The sequence below is a fragment of the Nocardioides sp. NPDC006273 genome (genome assembly GCF_040613495.1).
Lineage (GTDB): Bacteria > Actinomycetota > Actinomycetes > Propionibacteriales > Nocardioidaceae > Nocardioides.
Map to the genome: position 1 here is coordinate 1 of NZ_JBEXSD010000098.1, position 12,972 is coordinate 12,972.

General features: G+C 69.3%; 17 protein-coding genes and 1 pseudogene. 9 read left to right on the forward strand and 9 right to left on the reverse strand.

Annotation, left to right across the window (positions count from 1 at the left end; all coding sequences use genetic code 11):
• The 5 genes from ABZZ22_RS25815 to ABZZ22_RS25835 all read left to right on the forward strand — a co-directional run.
• A partial coding sequence (locus tag ABZZ22_RS25815) for a hypothetical protein (RefSeq protein WP_354938001.1) occupies positions 1-181 on the forward strand: 181 nt, incomplete at its 5' end.
• Positions 174-821 (forward strand): LysE family translocator, encoded by a 648-nt coding sequence (locus tag ABZZ22_RS25820; RefSeq protein ID WP_354938004.1) that lies wholly within the window; start codon positions 174-176, stop codon positions 819-821. The genes ABZZ22_RS25815 and ABZZ22_RS25820, both read left to right, overlap by 8 nt.
• A gap of 67 nt (positions 822-888) precedes the next feature.
• Positions 889-1,878, forward strand: a complete 990-nt coding sequence (locus tag ABZZ22_RS25825; protein WP_354938007.1) for a DUF5829 family protein — start codon at positions 889-891, stop codon at positions 1,876-1,878.
• A 19-nt stretch (positions 1,879-1,897) separates the two neighbouring features.
• Positions 1,898-2,641, forward strand: coding sequence for an IclR family transcriptional regulator (locus tag ABZZ22_RS25830; RefSeq protein WP_354938010.1), 744 nt, complete (start codon positions 1,898-1,900; stop codon positions 2,639-2,641).
• 77 nt (positions 2,642-2,718) lie between these two features.
• Positions 2,719-3,951: an aromatic acid/H+ symport family MFS transporter gene (locus tag ABZZ22_RS25835; RefSeq protein WP_354938013.1), complete on the forward strand. Its 1,233-nt coding sequence runs from the start codon at positions 2,719-2,721 to the stop codon at positions 3,949-3,951.
• A 37-nt stretch (positions 3,952-3,988) separates the two neighbouring features.
• Here ABZZ22_RS25835 and ABZZ22_RS25840 read toward each other — a convergent pair whose 3' ends face one another.
• Positions 3,989-4,852 (reverse strand): PfkB family carbohydrate kinase, encoded by an 864-nt coding sequence (locus ABZZ22_RS25840; RefSeq protein WP_354938016.1) that lies wholly within the window; start codon positions 4,850-4,852, stop codon positions 3,989-3,991.
• Positions 4,853-4,965: 113 nt separating this feature from the next.
• Here ABZZ22_RS25840 and ABZZ22_RS25845 point away from each other — a divergent pair, with 113 nt between their 5' ends.
• Positions 4,966-5,568 carry a TetR/AcrR family transcriptional regulator gene (locus tag ABZZ22_RS25845; protein WP_354938019.1) on the forward strand — a complete coding sequence of 201 codons (603 nt, stop codon included), beginning with the start codon at positions 4,966-4,968 and terminating at the stop codon, positions 5,566-5,568.
• Complete coding sequence (locus ABZZ22_RS25850) at positions 5,565-6,254, forward strand: hypothetical protein (RefSeq protein WP_354938022.1); 690 nt, start codon at positions 5,565-5,567, stop codon at positions 6,252-6,254. Before ABZZ22_RS25845 ends, ABZZ22_RS25850 begins: the two co-directional genes overlap by 4 nt.
• A 12-nt stretch (positions 6,255-6,266) precedes the next feature.
• Here ABZZ22_RS25850 and ABZZ22_RS25855 read toward each other — a convergent pair whose 3' ends face one another.
• The 4 genes from ABZZ22_RS25855 to ABZZ22_RS25870 form a co-directional block, all read right to left on the reverse strand.
• Positions 6,267-7,460 (reverse strand): winged helix DNA-binding domain-containing protein, encoded by a 1,194-nt coding sequence (locus ABZZ22_RS25855; protein WP_354938025.1) that lies wholly within the window; start codon positions 7,458-7,460, stop codon positions 6,267-6,269.
• Between the two features lie 61 nt (positions 7,461-7,521).
• The gene (locus ABZZ22_RS25860) at positions 7,522-8,238 is read right to left on the reverse strand and encodes a MerR family transcriptional regulator (protein ID WP_354938028.1); all 717 of its coding nucleotides are present in this window, start codon (positions 8,236-8,238) and stop codon (positions 7,522-7,524) included.
• Positions 8,239-8,257: 19 nt separating this feature from the next.
• A complete protein-coding gene (locus ABZZ22_RS25865; protein WP_354938031.1) occupies positions 8,258-8,893 on the reverse strand; it encodes a hypothetical protein in 636 nt (211 codons plus the stop codon).
• A gap of 56 nt (positions 8,894-8,949) precedes the next feature.
• Positions 8,950-9,366, reverse strand: a complete 417-nt coding sequence (locus ABZZ22_RS25870; RefSeq protein ID WP_354938034.1) for a DUF1232 domain-containing protein — start codon at positions 9,364-9,366, stop codon at positions 8,950-8,952.
• A 156-nt stretch (positions 9,367-9,522) separates the two neighbouring features.
• On the opposite strand from ABZZ22_RS25870, the gene ABZZ22_RS25875 reads away from it, so the two are divergent.
• Positions 9,523-10,161 (forward strand): dihydrofolate reductase family protein, encoded by a 639-nt coding sequence (locus ABZZ22_RS25875; RefSeq protein WP_354938037.1) that lies wholly within the window; start codon positions 9,523-9,525, stop codon positions 10,159-10,161.
• Here the strand turns inward: ABZZ22_RS25875 and ABZZ22_RS25880 are convergent.
• Positions 10,108-10,836 carry an NUDIX domain-containing protein gene (locus ABZZ22_RS25880; protein ID WP_354938040.1) on the reverse strand — a complete coding sequence of 243 codons (729 nt, stop codon included), beginning with the start codon at positions 10,834-10,836 and terminating at the stop codon, positions 10,108-10,110. The two genes, ABZZ22_RS25875 and ABZZ22_RS25880, sit on opposite strands and share 54 nt — an antisense overlap.
• Positions 10,837-10,883: 47 nt before the next feature.
• On the opposite strand from ABZZ22_RS25880, the gene ABZZ22_RS25885 reads away from it, so the two are divergent.
• A complete protein-coding gene (locus ABZZ22_RS25885; protein ID WP_354938043.1) occupies positions 10,884-11,654 on the forward strand; it encodes a DeoR/GlpR family DNA-binding transcription regulator in 771 nt (256 codons plus the stop codon).
• On the opposite strand, the gene ABZZ22_RS25890 is transcribed toward ABZZ22_RS25885, so the two are convergent.
• The 3 genes and pseudogenes from ABZZ22_RS25890 to ABZZ22_RS25900 all read right to left on the reverse strand — a co-directional run bounded on the left by ABZZ22_RS25890 (position 11,643) and on the right by ABZZ22_RS25900 (position 12,686).
• A complete protein-coding gene (locus ABZZ22_RS25890; protein WP_354938046.1) occupies positions 11,643-12,209 on the reverse strand; it encodes an AAA family ATPase in 567 nt (188 codons plus the stop codon). The genes ABZZ22_RS25885 and ABZZ22_RS25890 overlap by 12 nt on opposite strands.
• A gap of 85 nt (positions 12,210-12,294) precedes the next feature.
• Positions 12,295-12,525, reverse strand: a pseudogene (locus ABZZ22_RS25895) (hypothetical protein); the annotation flags it as partial.
• A complete protein-coding gene (locus ABZZ22_RS25900; protein ID WP_354938049.1) occupies positions 12,522-12,686 on the reverse strand; it encodes a hypothetical protein in 165 nt (54 codons plus the stop codon). The gene ABZZ22_RS25900 and the pseudogene ABZZ22_RS25895, both read right to left, overlap by 4 nt.
• Between the last annotated feature and the right edge of the window lie 286 nt (positions 12,687-12,972).

The window sequence follows — 12,972 nt, forward strand, 5'->3', positions numbered from 1 at the left end:
AGACGTGCAGGATGTGGACCCGGCAGCCGGTGGCCCGGGCGAGCTCGATCACACCGGCGACGGCCAGGTTCTCAGCCGACCCGACGCGGGAGCCCGTCAGTTTTGCGCCGACTCGGCGCAGCGCGTCTCGCCCACCAGAAATCATTCGTACGTCACCACGACCCTGCCGCAGAATGACTGACGTGCCGACCCTGAGCCAGTTCGCCGCCTTCGCGCTCGCCTCCGTCATCTTCATCCTGATCCCCGGTCCGAGCGTGCTCTTCGCCCTCGGCCGCGCCCTGACCGCCGGTCGGCGCGAGGCGGTGCTCGCCGTGGGCGGCAATGCGCTCGGCCAGGTCGTCCAGGTCCTGGCGGTCGCCATCGGGCTCGGCGCACTCGTGGCGGCCTCCGCGACGGCGTTCACGGTCGTGAAGCTGGTCGGCGCGGCGTACGTCGTCTATCTCGGCGTCCAGGCGATCCGTCACCGGGCCGACGCCCGGGCCGCCCTCCACGGCGAGGACGTCGCGCAGACGACCGCCTGGGGAGCGATCCGCACCGGGCTGATCGTCGGGGCGACCAATCCGAAGACGATCGTCTTCCACCTGGCTTTCCTGCCCCAGTTCATCGACTCCTCCGCTCCCGCGGTCCCCCAGATCCTTCTGCTCGGTGCGATCTTCTCGGCGTTGGCCTTCACCTGCGACTCCGGCTGGGTCTTCGCCGCCAGCCGCGCGAAGGCCTGGTTCGCCCGCAAGCCCAAGCGCCTCGACGGCCTCAGCGCGGGCGGCGGCGTCGTCATGATCGGCCTCGGCGCCACCATGGCCACCGCCAGTCACGGCGCCTGACCTACCGCGCCTGACCTAGGGCGACATTTCGAGGACAGGAACGTCCGGGTGAACCAAACTGGGAGCCATGCGGACTCCATGGAGAATCTCGGGCTTCATCGCGGCTGCGACCGCCGCACTCGTCATCGCCTCGGGGGCAGCGTCCCCTGCCCAAGCCGAAGAGCAGGCGCGTCAGGACCCGCTGCTGGCCTTCAACCACGCCTGGGCGATGGTCGACCGGGAGACGGCTGACGCGATCGAGCACTCGGCGTATCTGGGCCAGTTCGCCGACCGCCGGATCAACACCGGCAACGACGGCAGCCAGACCTGGACCGGTCGCTACCTGCTCGGCAAGGAGACCTACCTGGAGTTCTTCGGACCGGGCGACGCGCCCGATGCCGTCGCCGGTGACACCGGGCTCGCCGTCTCGGCGGACAAGGACGGCGACCTGGCGACCGCCACTGACAACCTGCACGACCTCGGCGTCGACCCGGTCGAGTTCACCCAGGTGACCGACCTCGGCGACGGCGAGCCGATCCCCTGGTTCGACGTCACCTACACGACGACCGCCTATGACACCTTCTTCTCCTGGGCGATGGAGTATCGCGACGAGTTCCTCGACGACCCGCGGCTCAGCTTCCCGCCGGCCGCCTACCAGGGCGACGTCAGCCGCGACCGCTACAACCGTGACCGTTACCTCGACCACCAGATGCGCGACGTCATCGGCATCCAGATCGCCACCACCGAAGCCGACATCGAGAAGATGGTGCCGCTGTGGCGCGCTGCCGGGATCACGATCCGCGTCCTGAAGGGCGGCGGTGTCCTGGCCTTCGACGGCATGACCACGATCCGTCTGCTCCCGGTCCCGGCCGAAGAGGCCGGCGTACGGCACATCATCCTCGCTCTCAACGAGCCGGCCGACGAGCCGCACACCGAGACGATCGGCAGCTCGACGCTGCACGTCGGCCCGGGGGCGTACGCGCTGTGGACCTTCGATCCGATCGAGGCCACGCCGGCCACCCCGGCCACCCGGTCCAGCGGCTCCGGCAAGCCGCTGCACCCTGCCTTCGGCGGCTGAGGTAGTAACCTCCGCAACGATGGCAGGGAACAGTCGGCAGGCCGGCACGAGCGTGACCAGCCGGGCGCTGGCGATCCTGAGCGCGTTCGACGAGCAGCACCGGGCGATGTCGCTCAGCGACATCGCAGCGCGCTCGGACCTTCCGCTCGCCACGACCCATCGGCTCGTGGGCGAGCTCTCCCGGTGGGGCGCCCTGGATCGGCTGCCCACCGGCGAGTACGTCATCGGCCGCAAGATCTGGGACATCGGCCACCTCGCACCTGCCGAGACCGGACTGCGCCAGGTCGCCGAGCCGTTCCTCCACGACCTCTACGGCGCGACCCTCGCCACCGTGCATCTCGCCGTACGTGACGGGACCGAGGTGGTCTACCTCGACCGGCTGCGCGGCAACCAGTCCGTTCCGGTGGTCAGCAAGGTCGGCGGACGCCTTCCGCTGCACGCCACCGGGGTCGGCAAGGTCCTCCTCGCCCACGCCCCGGGTGAAGTCCAGGAAACCGTGCTGGGCGGGCTCACCCGGATCACGTCCTACACGATCACTCAGCCCGGCACTCTCCGTCGGCAGCTGCGACAGGCGCTCGAGAAGGGCTACGCCACCACCCGCGAGGAGATGACCCTCGGCGCCTGCTCGATCGCCGTACCCATCCACCAGCGCGACCAGGTGGTCGCCTCCCTCGGCCTGGTGGTTCCCTCGCTCAAGGGGAGCGAGCAACGGTTGTACGGCGCGCTCCGCGTCGCGGCCCAGTCGATCGGGCGTCGACTCTGACGACAATTCTCCCAGGGTTTCCACTGGATGGAAGCAGTGGCGATGCTCACAGCGGCGTCACCTCTTAGGTTCGTCCCATGAATGTGTCCCCAACCACATCGTCGACCGCTTCCGGCGGCGACACCCGCAGCCTCTGGCCGGTCATGCTCTGCTGGCTCGCCGTCGCCCTGGACGGCTACGACCTCGTCGTGCTCGGCGCGGTGATCCCGACCTTGGCCGACACCGGCGCGCTCGGGTTCACCAGGGCGTCGCTGACCACCGCCGCCACGCTCGGCCTCGTGGGCGTCGGCATCGGCGCGGTGGCCATCGGCCCGCTCGCCGACCGCTTCGGCCGCCGGATGACGCTGATCAGCAGCATCACGCTGTTCTCGCTGCTCACTTTGGCCGTCGCCTTCGCCCCGAACGCCACGGTGTTCATCGCGCTGCGCTTCCTGGCGGGGCTGGGCCTGGGTGCCTGCCTGCCGACGGCGCTGGCGTTCATGAGCGAGCACGCCCGCCAGGGCCGCTCCGGCACCGCCATGACCCGGATGATGACCGGCTATCACGTGGGTGCCGTGCTCACCGCCCTGCTTGCGCTGTGGGTGATCCCGCAGCTGGGTTGGGAGGCGATGTTCGTGATCGGCGGTGTCGCGGGCCTGCTGACGGTCCCGGTGATGTGGGCGAAGCTCCCCGAGTCGCAGGCCTACCTGGAGACGGTCGAAGCCGAGAAGGTACGCCCCTCCGAGGTCGTTCGCGGCCGCCTGCTGTGGGTCAGCCTGGGACTGTGGGCGGCATCGTTCTGCGGGCTCCTGCTGGTCTACGGCCTGAACACCTGGCTGCCCACGATCATGGGCGAGGCGGGCTACTCCCTCGACGCCGGCCTCGGTCTGCTCCTCACCCTGAACGTCGGCGCCGTGATCGGCCTGGTCCTCGCTGGCCTGATCTCCGACGCCAGGGGCAACAAGCCGACGGTCGTGACCTGGTTCGGCGTCGCCGCGGTGATGCTGGCCCTGCTGTCGATCAAGATGGAGAACAGCTTCCTGGTCTATGGCGCGGTGCTGGCCGCCGGGATCTTCGTCTTCAGCGCGCAGGTGCTGGTCTACGCCTTCGTCAGCCACCTCTACCCCGCCCGGATCCGTGGCACGGCACTCGGCATGTCCGCCGGCATCGGCCGAGTCGGTGCCATCGTCGGACCGTTCCTCGGCGGTGCGCTCCTGACCGCCGGCATCGCCTACCCGTGGGGCTTCTACGCCTTCGCCGGCGCAGCCGTCATCGCCATGCTGGCCCTGCTGACCGTGCCGGCACACCCCGGGGAGGAGCCCGCCAGGTAGCAGGCACTGTTGCGCGGGTCACGATCGAGGCCGAGCATCACCGGTCGAGCGCCGGGTGGAGGTGCTCGGTCTCGATCGCGACCCGGGCCTGCTCTGCCGCGGCTCGGAGAGCGACAGCGACCGACTCCGTACGCAGCCTCGCGGCCAGAAATCCCGCCATGAAGGCGTCGCCGGCTCCGTTGGTGTCGACGACCATGGCAGGCACCGCAGCCACCTCGTGCCGGGTCCCATCCGCCTCCAGCGCGATGGCACCCTTCGCGCCGAGGGTGCAGACCGCGAGGCGAGGACCGCGCTCGAGGCACGAGGCCATCAGCCTCCATGGGTCATCGGTGGCGTCGTCGTTCATGAACACACCTTCGGCGGCGCGCACGAAGGGCTCGTGGAACGCGGTCGACCCGTCGTAGTCGTGCAGGTCCATCCACAGCGGCGTCTGCGGCACCGACGGCATCGACATCGCCTCGAGCACCATCCGACCCAGCTCGCTCAGGTCGACCACCGCGAGGTCCGCGGCGGCGATCGCGCCCACCACCGCCCCGACCGCGTCGGCACTCGGGGCCGAAGGGGTCGAGACGTACAACGAGACCCGGCCTCCCCCGTCGGCCATGAGATTGACGTGCCGCTCGGTCTGCTCGCTGGCGATCGCCTCCACGACGACACCGGCCCGGCGGAGCCACTCCTTCAGGCGCGTGCCGTCCTCCTCGGCGCCGACCTGGGCCCACAGACGTACGTCGACTCCGAGCCCGGCGAGATGCAGCGCCTTGCCCGCGGATGTGCCCCCGACCGTGTGCCAGGACCGGCGCGCGAACTGCATGTGAGGCACCGGCGCGGGCAGGTGATCTAGGGCGATCAAGTGGTTCCAGGAGGCGGGACCACACACCACGACCCGCGGAGACGAAGACATGCGCCTATTCAGCACCATCGGCCGGCATCGCGCACCGGGATAACAGGAGCCGAGCGCCTTGTTGCGGGTCGCTAATGTTACGGACAGTAACTTATCCCCCAGGAGGAACGCCCGTGAGCGGTTCGACGCGCCTGCCCGCCGCGCAACGGCGCGAGATGCTGGTCGCCGCGGGCATCGAGATCGCCCGCGCCGAAGGCGGACGCGCGGTCACGCTCGCCAGGGTGGCCGAGGCCGGCGGGGTGTCCAAGCCGATCGCCTACCGTCTCTTCGACTCCCTCACCGACCTGCTGACCCGGATGGAGCGCCAGGTGGTGGCCGCGTACGAGACCGCGGTGATCGGCGCGCTCGAGGACGCCCGACGGGACGGAGCGTCGCCGGTCGGGCTCTTGTCGGTCCTGGCCCGGACCTATGTCGACCACAGCCTGGGAGCGGGCGCGGTCTACGAGACGGTCTCCGCGGCCCGCGCCGCGACCGAGGAGGTCGAGGCGCACTTCTTCGAGGTGCCTGAAGGGTTCTCCCGGATCTGGCGGGAGATGCTCGGCCTGCCCTCGGGCGAGGAGACCGCGTTGCTGACGATGTTCCTCGGCGCGGCCGACAACCTCGTCACCGCCGTCCAGGCAGGCGTGATCGAGCAGGAGGGCGCCGTCGACCGCTTGGTTGCGCTCTTCGCCCCGCTCGTGCCTGCCGTTCCTGCCGGGTCCAGGGCACGCTCGTGAACCCGCTGGCCGCGATCGGCGGCATCATCGGGTTCGGAATAGCCGGACTGGATCCGTTCGGTGCACTCGTCGTCGTACCAGCGCTGGCTGCCGGTGTCCGCCGCCGCGTGATCCTGCTGTTCTTCGGGACGGCCTGGCTCGCCACCGTCCTGACCGGGATCGTGCTCGGCGAATCCGTACAGCACGTCGCCGCCTGGCTGCGCAACCTGTTCACGGTCCCCGACCCGGCGCGTCTGACGATGCAGCTGGTCCTCGCCGCCTGCCTCGGGCTCTGGGCCGCCTACCGCTGGGCCCACCGCAACGACACGAAGCCGGAGAGGACGAAGATGCCAAGGCTGGCCGGACCCATCGGGATGAGCCTGATGGGCATCTTCTGGGGCGTGAGCGCGTTGACCGACCCCAGCTTCTTCGGCGTCGCGACGATCGGCGCGAGCATGCAGAGCATGCTCGCCGTCGCCGCCGTCTTCACCGGATGGTTCCTGATCAGCCAGGCCCCGCTGTGCCTGGTCGTGCTCGCCCTCGCCGCCGGCCGCGACTCCCGCCCGGTCCAGCGCGCGATCGGGTTCGCTCGCCGCACCGCTCGCCCGGCCGCGTACGTCATGACCGCTCTCCTCGCCGCGGCGTCCCTCTTCCTGATCCTCAACGGCGCCACCTACCTGGCCACCGGGACCTACTGGCCCGGCTGACCGGACACGACCTCAGTCGGTGAATTCCACCGAGACCATGGACACGTCCCGCAGCGGCGCGAGGCTCTCCGCCTCGGCGACGAGTGCTTTCCGCCGCTCGGAGCTCAGCGGCGTGAACGTCTGGAACACCTCGAACTCGACGTGCAGCTTACGACCGCGCTTGCGCCCACGCCAGGTGCCGATGATCTCGCCGTCGGCGAGGACGGTGCCGGGTGCGCCGGCGGTTCTCCAGACCTGTCGGCGATGCGCGCTCCCCACGATCGTCTCCCGGTCCCGCAGCTGGGTGTAGGGGTCGCGAGGAGGAAGCATCCGTGCGCCCGTGGGCCTGCTCGCGGTTCGGAGCGTGCCGAGGTCGGCTGCCAGGATCCAGGCCGTCCCATCGAAGTCGACCTCCACCAGCTCGTCCTCGAGCTGGCTCCACCACGGATCGATGTCGCCGACCCGCACCCCCAGCCAGGCGGCGAACCCGGCCCGATCGGACGGCCCGTAGGAGCGCAGGTAGCGCCGGAGCAGCTCGGCGCGCGACGTCTCGGGCTCGGCGGTCTCGAGGGGACCGTCGAACCATTCCTCGGTCAGGACGAACGGCGCCTTGTTCTCGGCGCGTGGCGCGAAACAGACGGTCCGTTGCAGCGCCAGCAGGCGGACACAGAAGTGCACCACCGCCTCACCGATGGTCTGACCCTTTGCGTAGGGCCCCTCCTCGTTCCAGACGCGGCGCTGCTGGGCGGTCAGCTCGGGCTCGACCCGCTCGGCGACCTCCGCGCCGAGCTCGTCGATCGCCAGCTGCCGACCCGACAGCACCTCGCGCGTGGCCCCGGTGACGATGTCGACCACCTCGGCGATGGTCAGGTCGAGTCGGTCGACGGCTTCCCCGACGCCTTGCACGAAGTGCCGTCGGGCGTCCTCGGTCACCGGCAGCACCCCGGTCGTATAGACGTCCGCGTCGGCGGCGGGCAGGTAGTACGGGGCGCCCCGCATGCTCCACGTCAGCAGCATGCTCCGGTCTCGGAGCGCCGCCTCGACCACATCGGCCGTCACGCCCTCGACCCGCGCATGGAAGGCGAGCAGCGCCGAGCCGGACGGACTGTCCTGGACGCCGCATCGAGCGGCGGCCGCCAGCAGCTCATCTTCGCCGAGCCGGACGTCGAGATGGTGCGAGGCCAGCCGGAAGGCGACCACACTGTCCCGATCGATACGTTCGACCACCCGCCCAGCGTACGACTCGGGCTCACCAGGCGTTGGCACCGCGCGATCTGCGGGCGGGATCTCACTCCTGACGCGTCAGGAGCGCGTCGAGTCGCTGCAGCACACTCCGCTGCGCGGGGTTGTAGAGGTCGACGAGAGCCTGAGCCAGGACGAGGCCTGCCGTGGACCGGCCGAGCGGCGACCGGTCCAGCGCATCGGTCAGCTCGGGGGCGTGCTCCCGTTGCCGCCGGGTGGTCTCGACCATCCTCCGGGCGAGGTCCTCGACGGTCGCGTCGTCGGCTCCGGCGTCGAGACGGTCGAACTCGACGTCCGTGTCCTCCTGATGCAGGAGCGCCTGCCGGAATGCCGCGAGCGTCCGGGCGTCGAAGACCTGCGCGTAGATCGCCAGGAGGGCCTGCTGCGTCGAGGAGAGCTGCGAGGCGAACGAGGCGAAGCCGGCCGGGGTCTCCAGAGGGGCGCTGTGCGAGACGAGCTGCGCCAAGTCCTCGCGTACGCGCTGGAAGTGCTCGATCCGCGACTCCAGCTCGGCGTCGAGCGCTCGGACGTTCTCCATCGCATTCGGGTCGCCGGGCCCCAGAGCGGCGATCCGTTTCACCGGGACGCCGAGCTCCCGCAGACGCCGGATCCGCAGGAGCTGGACCAGATGGGCCACCTCGTAGCGTTTGTAGCCGTTCGCCGCACGCTCGGGATGCGGGAGGAGTCCGACCCGGTGGTAGTAGCGCACCGAGTTCTCCGTCGTGCCCGCGATCCGCGCCAGCTCACGGGTGCTCCACGCCATGCGCAGCATCATGCCAGCGTCAAGAGTTGATGAGCAGGGGAAGGAGGTAGCGGAGCGAGTACGCCTCGTAGACCGCCCCGATGACGAACAGCACCAGAGCGGGGACCCACATGACGCCGAAGCGTCGCAACCCCTGGCCCCAGGCCCGCCGCCGCGTGGTCGCGCCGACGCTCGCCGGGCGGATCCACGCCAGGCCTAGGACGTACGCCCCCAGCAGCAGGAGCACGTACGCCTGGATCTCGATGACCATCGTGAGCGAGTGCGGGATCAGCGTCATCGTGGTGACGTGGTCGACGGGAGCCAGGACGATCCCGGTGGTGAATACCCAGTAGGCGAAGACGGGGATCCCGGCGAAGGGCACGACCATCGACGGGAGCGTGATGAAGCCGAGGGCCACCTTGCCGAGGTTCACACCCAGGATCACCAGGGCGAACAGCCACGGCCGGGCGAACAGCGAGACGACGAGATCGGTCTCACCGGTCTCGTCCATCGAGCCGGTGAGCATCGCGTTGAGCTCGGGACGAAGGGTGCCCAGAGCCATCCCGGCGACGAGCAGGCCGTAGGCCATGAGGTTGAGGTACGCGTAGGCCCGTCCGTGCTGCCGGATGAGCGCCAATGAGCTGCGGAGTGTCCTGGTGACGGTTGCGATAGCCATGCGGACATCCCAAACCCTGTTCTTGGAACGGAGTCAAGGGCCACGCGGTCAGCGGGTCATGTTCGTCCGAGCCCGGCGACCAGCACCAGCGCGGCGAAGCCGTCCTCGGTGCCTGGCCAATGGGCTCGAACCGCATCGATCCCGGCTCGACGGACGACGCCGCGCAGGACGGCGGCGACGATGATCGCGTCGTCGGCGTAGCCCAGCACCGGGATGAAGTCGGGCACCAGGTCGATCGGCAGGGCGAGATAGACCATCAGCAGCCCGAGCCTGATCCGTACGCCGCGAGGCATCGACCTGTCGGCCGCGAGCCGACGCAGCAGCCGCACCACATCGGGCAGGATCCGCAGTGCCTCGCGCAGCAGCTCGCCGCGCGGGCGGACGACGAGCAAGGCGACGACGAGACCGAGCCAGGTGAGCAGCAGCGCGGCCGCGACGCCGATCGCCACGTCCCACCAGAACGAGCCGGTCATCGTCACCCTCCGAGCCACGCCGCGCTCCGACGGCGCGACACCTCGTGATTCCATCACGGCGGCCCGGAGAAAGGCGTCGTCGTCTCCTTCTGCGAGCAGTACGCTCGATCAGGCGACGAGCTGACCTCGGCGCCGTCATGGTTCACGGAGGAACCCATGCCACTCACCAGAGTCCACAATCTTTCGATCTCCCTCGACGGCTTCGCGACCGGCGAGCCCCAGTCGGCCGAGGCGCCCTTCGGCCACGCCGGCGAGCGCCTGCACGAATGGATGTTCGCCACCCGCTACTGGGACTCGTCCGGCGCCGCGGGTGCGGACGACGCCTTCGCGCAGCGACACAGCCAAGGCATCGGCGCCGAGATCATGGGCGCGAACAAGTTCGGACCGCCGGGGTGGCAGGACGACCCCGACTGGAAGGGCTGGTGGGGTCCCAACCCGCCGTTCCACTCGCCGACCTTCGTCCTCACCCATCGACCGCGTCCGTCGCTGGAGATGGAGGGCGGCACCACCTTCCACTTCCTCGACGCTCCCCCGGCCGAGGCGCTGGCGGCCGCATTCGAGGCAGCCGACGGTCAGGACGTACGCCTCGGAGGCGGCGCGACCGTGGTGCGGGACTTCGTGGCCGCCGGCCTCGTCGACCTGATGCACCTGGTCCAGGTCCCGATCGTCCTCGGTCGCGGCGTACGCGTCTGGGACGGTCTGGAGGGCACCGAGAACGACTACGACATCGAGGCGGTCTCCTCACCCAGCGGCGTCACCCACCTGACCTTCACCCGAAAGTCTGCCGACTCCTAGGCCGGCGAAAGGTCCGTCGAGCGCGGCCCACTGCAGGAGCATGACGGTCTTGCCGTCCATGATCCGGCCGTCCCGGGTCATCGCGAGCGCATCGGCGAAGTCGAGCTCGAGCACCTCGATGTCCTCGCCCTCCTCGGCGACCCCTCCCCCGTCACCGGTTCGGCTGGCGGGCGAGTAGGCCGCCGCGAAGAAGTGGAGCCGTTCGGTCACCGATCCGGGGCTCATGTAGGCGTCGAAGATGTGGTCGACCCTGGTGAGACTGATGCCGAGCTCTTCGGCACTCTCCCGGCGGATCGCGGTGACCGGATCGTCAGCGTCCAGAAGCCCGGCAGCCGCCTCGATGAGGAGCCCGTCAGGATGGTCGTTGACGTAGACCGGGTACCTGAACTGCCGCGTCAGCAGGACCGTGCCACGCTGCACGTCATAGGGAAGGAGCACGGCGCCGTTCCCGCGGTCGTACGTCTCGCGCTGCTGCCTCTCCCAGCGCCCGTCGCGTCGGCGATAGTCGAACGTGGTGCGCCTGAGCACGTGCCAACCCTGTGAGGTCAGCTCGACATCGCGGATCACGACGTCGGGGTTGCGGGCCAGATCCCGCCCGGCGCGGTCGAGACCTGTGCGGCCGCGATGATCTGGGACCTCGGTGCCGGGGCGCGGGTCAACTTTGGCTGTCGTCATAGCGGCAGGCTACATGCAATAATGTGCACAAACAGAAAGGAATGTGCATGCTTGTTCGACAGCGTCACGCTCACCTCCTTCGTCTACTCGACAAAACAGGCAAGATCGTGGCCAAGGACGCCGCCGCCGACCTGGGCATCTCCGAGGACAGCATCCGCCGCGATCTGCGCGACCTGGCCGCGGAGGGCCTGTGCCAGCGCGTCTACGGAGGCGCGCTCCCCGTCTCCCCGGCGGTCGCCGACTACACCACTCGTCATGCCGTCGAGCCCGGCGGAAAGCGCGCGGTGGCAGCCAAGGCCGCCAGCCTCGTACATCCCGGTAGCACGCTCATCCTCGACGGAGGCACCACCGCTCTCGCCGTCGCGGAGGCGCTTCCCAGGGACCTGGAGTGCACCGTCATCACCAACAGCCCGACGGTCGCCTCGGCCCTTCTGGAGCACCCGAGCGCCGACCTGTTCCTCCTTGGCGGCCGGGTCTTCAAGCACTCGGCCGTCGCCTGTGGCGCGGCTGCCGTCGAAGCAGCGCAGAACGTCTCCGCCGACCTCTGCCTCATCGGCGTCACCGGTGTTCACCCGGAAGCCGGGCTCACCACCGGAGACGCCGAGGACGCCGCCATGAAACGGGCCCTGGCCGCGCGCGCTGCCGAGACGTACGTTCTCGCGTCGTCGGAGAAGATCGGTGCCGCCTCTCCCTACCGGGTGCTCCCCTGGGGTCAGATCGCGGGAGTCATCACCGACGCCAGCCCGACCGATGACATCATCGAGCAGCTGTCAGCAATCGGGGTCAAGACCCTGCACGCCGACGACTCAGCGCCGTGATGCGCCGGCTCGTTCGAAGAACCGCTCGACGTCCCGCCTCGAGCGAAGTCGGACGAACCGGAGATGGGCATGGCTCGGATCGGCCATCGCCGCCTCGTATCTCTCGATCTGCGGAGCGTACGAGTCCCATGCCCATCGGATCACCGAGTCGCTCGGGCTCCAGAGTCGAAGACCGCCCCAGCCCTCGCGGTTGCCGTTCCAGAGCTCTTCACGCTTCACTACTCTTCGCAGCGTACGCAGGGTGACCTGCACCATCACGCGCCACCGCGGCGGATTGACACAGACGACGAGTTCCGCCGGCTTCCACACCAAGGTGCCGACCTTGCTCTGGTAATTCCCATCGATGACCCAAGCGTCAGCGCGGGTCGCCTCGCGGACCCTGTCCACGAAAGCGTCCGGCTCCTCCTCGACCCACCCGGGACGCCAATGAATCGCGTCGAGCTCGACGTACGGCACACCAAGGATGTCCGCCAGCCTCCTGGCGACCGTCGACTTGCCCGACCCCGAGGATCCGACCACCGACACCCGCCGGACCGGCTCGAGCCCCTCTCCCATGTCCAGATCGTAAAGCAGCCCCGCCCGCAGCGTCGGCCCGATCAGAGCCGCGTCTGGCCCACCTGAACTCACCTGAGGGAATGCCGGGGTGCTTGCCACGCTCGCGTGCCGCCTCGCGAGCCTCGACCACGTCGAGCGGAGCAGTGACCCGAACCCAGTAGGACAGACGCGTGCCGGGGTCGCGCCTCCACGCCGGGATGACCGAGTCGTCCATCGGCATCTCATCGAGAATGATGTCGTTGCCGCGATCGAGCATGGCCACGACGGCCGCGCGCATGCCCGCCAGAAGGCGTTGCCCGGCCTCGCCATGCCTCATCCGAGCCCGACGACAAGGTGCGGCTCGGGGAGCAGCTCCTGGAGCCGCCGGGCAACCGATGACTTACCAACGCTCGACGTGCCCACGAGCGCGATCAACCGGCCGCCGAAGGCGCTCTCTCGCTGAGACAGACCATCCCGGGACGTCCTGTAGTTGCTCATCGGCTCACGGCGGCAGCCGCTGCTGAAACCTTGTGGCGCCGGACCGTCGTCGAGCAGGCGCTCATACAGATGAATGTACGTCGCCCCAGGACTTCCATGCGCCGACTCGGACTCGCATCTAGGTTTCAACGTTCCTGATCGGCCACCGAGTGGGCTGTCGGATCCGGTTGGCCTATCTGCGTCTGGTGAATCGGATGTCGCGGCGGATTCAACCGGTCATCGCAACACTGGGTGGTGGGTTCGGGTTCGAAAGTAGCTCATCGAGGACCTGTGCTGGTGTCTTCCA

Excerpts from the sequence above, each read along its gene's own strand:
- ABZZ22_RS25870 (WP_354938034.1), bottom strand. The coding sequence starts at position 9,366 with ATGACCGGCTCGTTCTGGTGGGACGTGGCGATCGGCGTCGCGGCCGCG.
- ABZZ22_RS25880 (WP_354938040.1), bottom strand. The coding sequence starts at position 10,836 with ATGACGACAGCCAAAGTTGACCCGCGCCCCGGCACCGAGGTCCCAGAT.
- ABZZ22_RS25840 (WP_354938016.1), bottom strand. The coding sequence starts at position 4,852 with ATGTCTTCGTCTCCGCGGGTCGTGGTGTGTGGTCCCGCCTCCTGGAAC.
- ABZZ22_RS25820 (WP_354938004.1), top strand. The coding sequence starts at position 174 with ATGACTGACGTGCCGACCCTGAGCCAGTTCGCCGCCTTCGCGCTCGCC.
- ABZZ22_RS25835 (WP_354938013.1), top strand. The coding sequence starts at position 2,719 with ATGAATGTGTCCCCAACCACATCGTCGACCGCTTCCGGCGGCGACACC.
- ABZZ22_RS25900 (WP_354938049.1), bottom strand. The coding sequence starts at position 12,686 with ATGAGCAACTACAGGACGTCCCGGGATGGTCTGTCTCAGCGAGAGAGC.
- ABZZ22_RS25860 (WP_354938028.1), bottom strand. The coding sequence starts at position 8,238 with ATGGCGTGGAGCACCCGTGAGCTGGCGCGGATCGCGGGCACGACGGAG.
- ABZZ22_RS25885 (WP_354938043.1), top strand. The coding sequence starts at position 10,884 with ATGCTTGTTCGACAGCGTCACGCTCACCTCCTTCGTCTACTCGACAAA.
- ABZZ22_RS25825 (WP_354938007.1), top strand. The coding sequence starts at position 889 with ATGCGGACTCCATGGAGAATCTCGGGCTTCATCGCGGCTGCGACCGCC.
- ABZZ22_RS25830 (WP_354938010.1), top strand. The coding sequence starts at position 1,898 with ATGGCAGGGAACAGTCGGCAGGCCGGCACGAGCGTGACCAGCCGGGCG.
- ABZZ22_RS25890 (WP_354938046.1), bottom strand. The coding sequence starts at position 12,209 with ATGGGAGAGGGGCTCGAGCCGGTCCGGCGGGTGTCGGTGGTCGGATCC.
- ABZZ22_RS25865 (WP_354938031.1), bottom strand. The coding sequence starts at position 8,893 with ATGGCTATCGCAACCGTCACCAGGACACTCCGCAGCTCATTGGCGCTC.
- ABZZ22_RS25875 (WP_354938037.1), top strand. The coding sequence starts at position 9,523 with ATGCCACTCACCAGAGTCCACAATCTTTCGATCTCCCTCGACGGCTTC.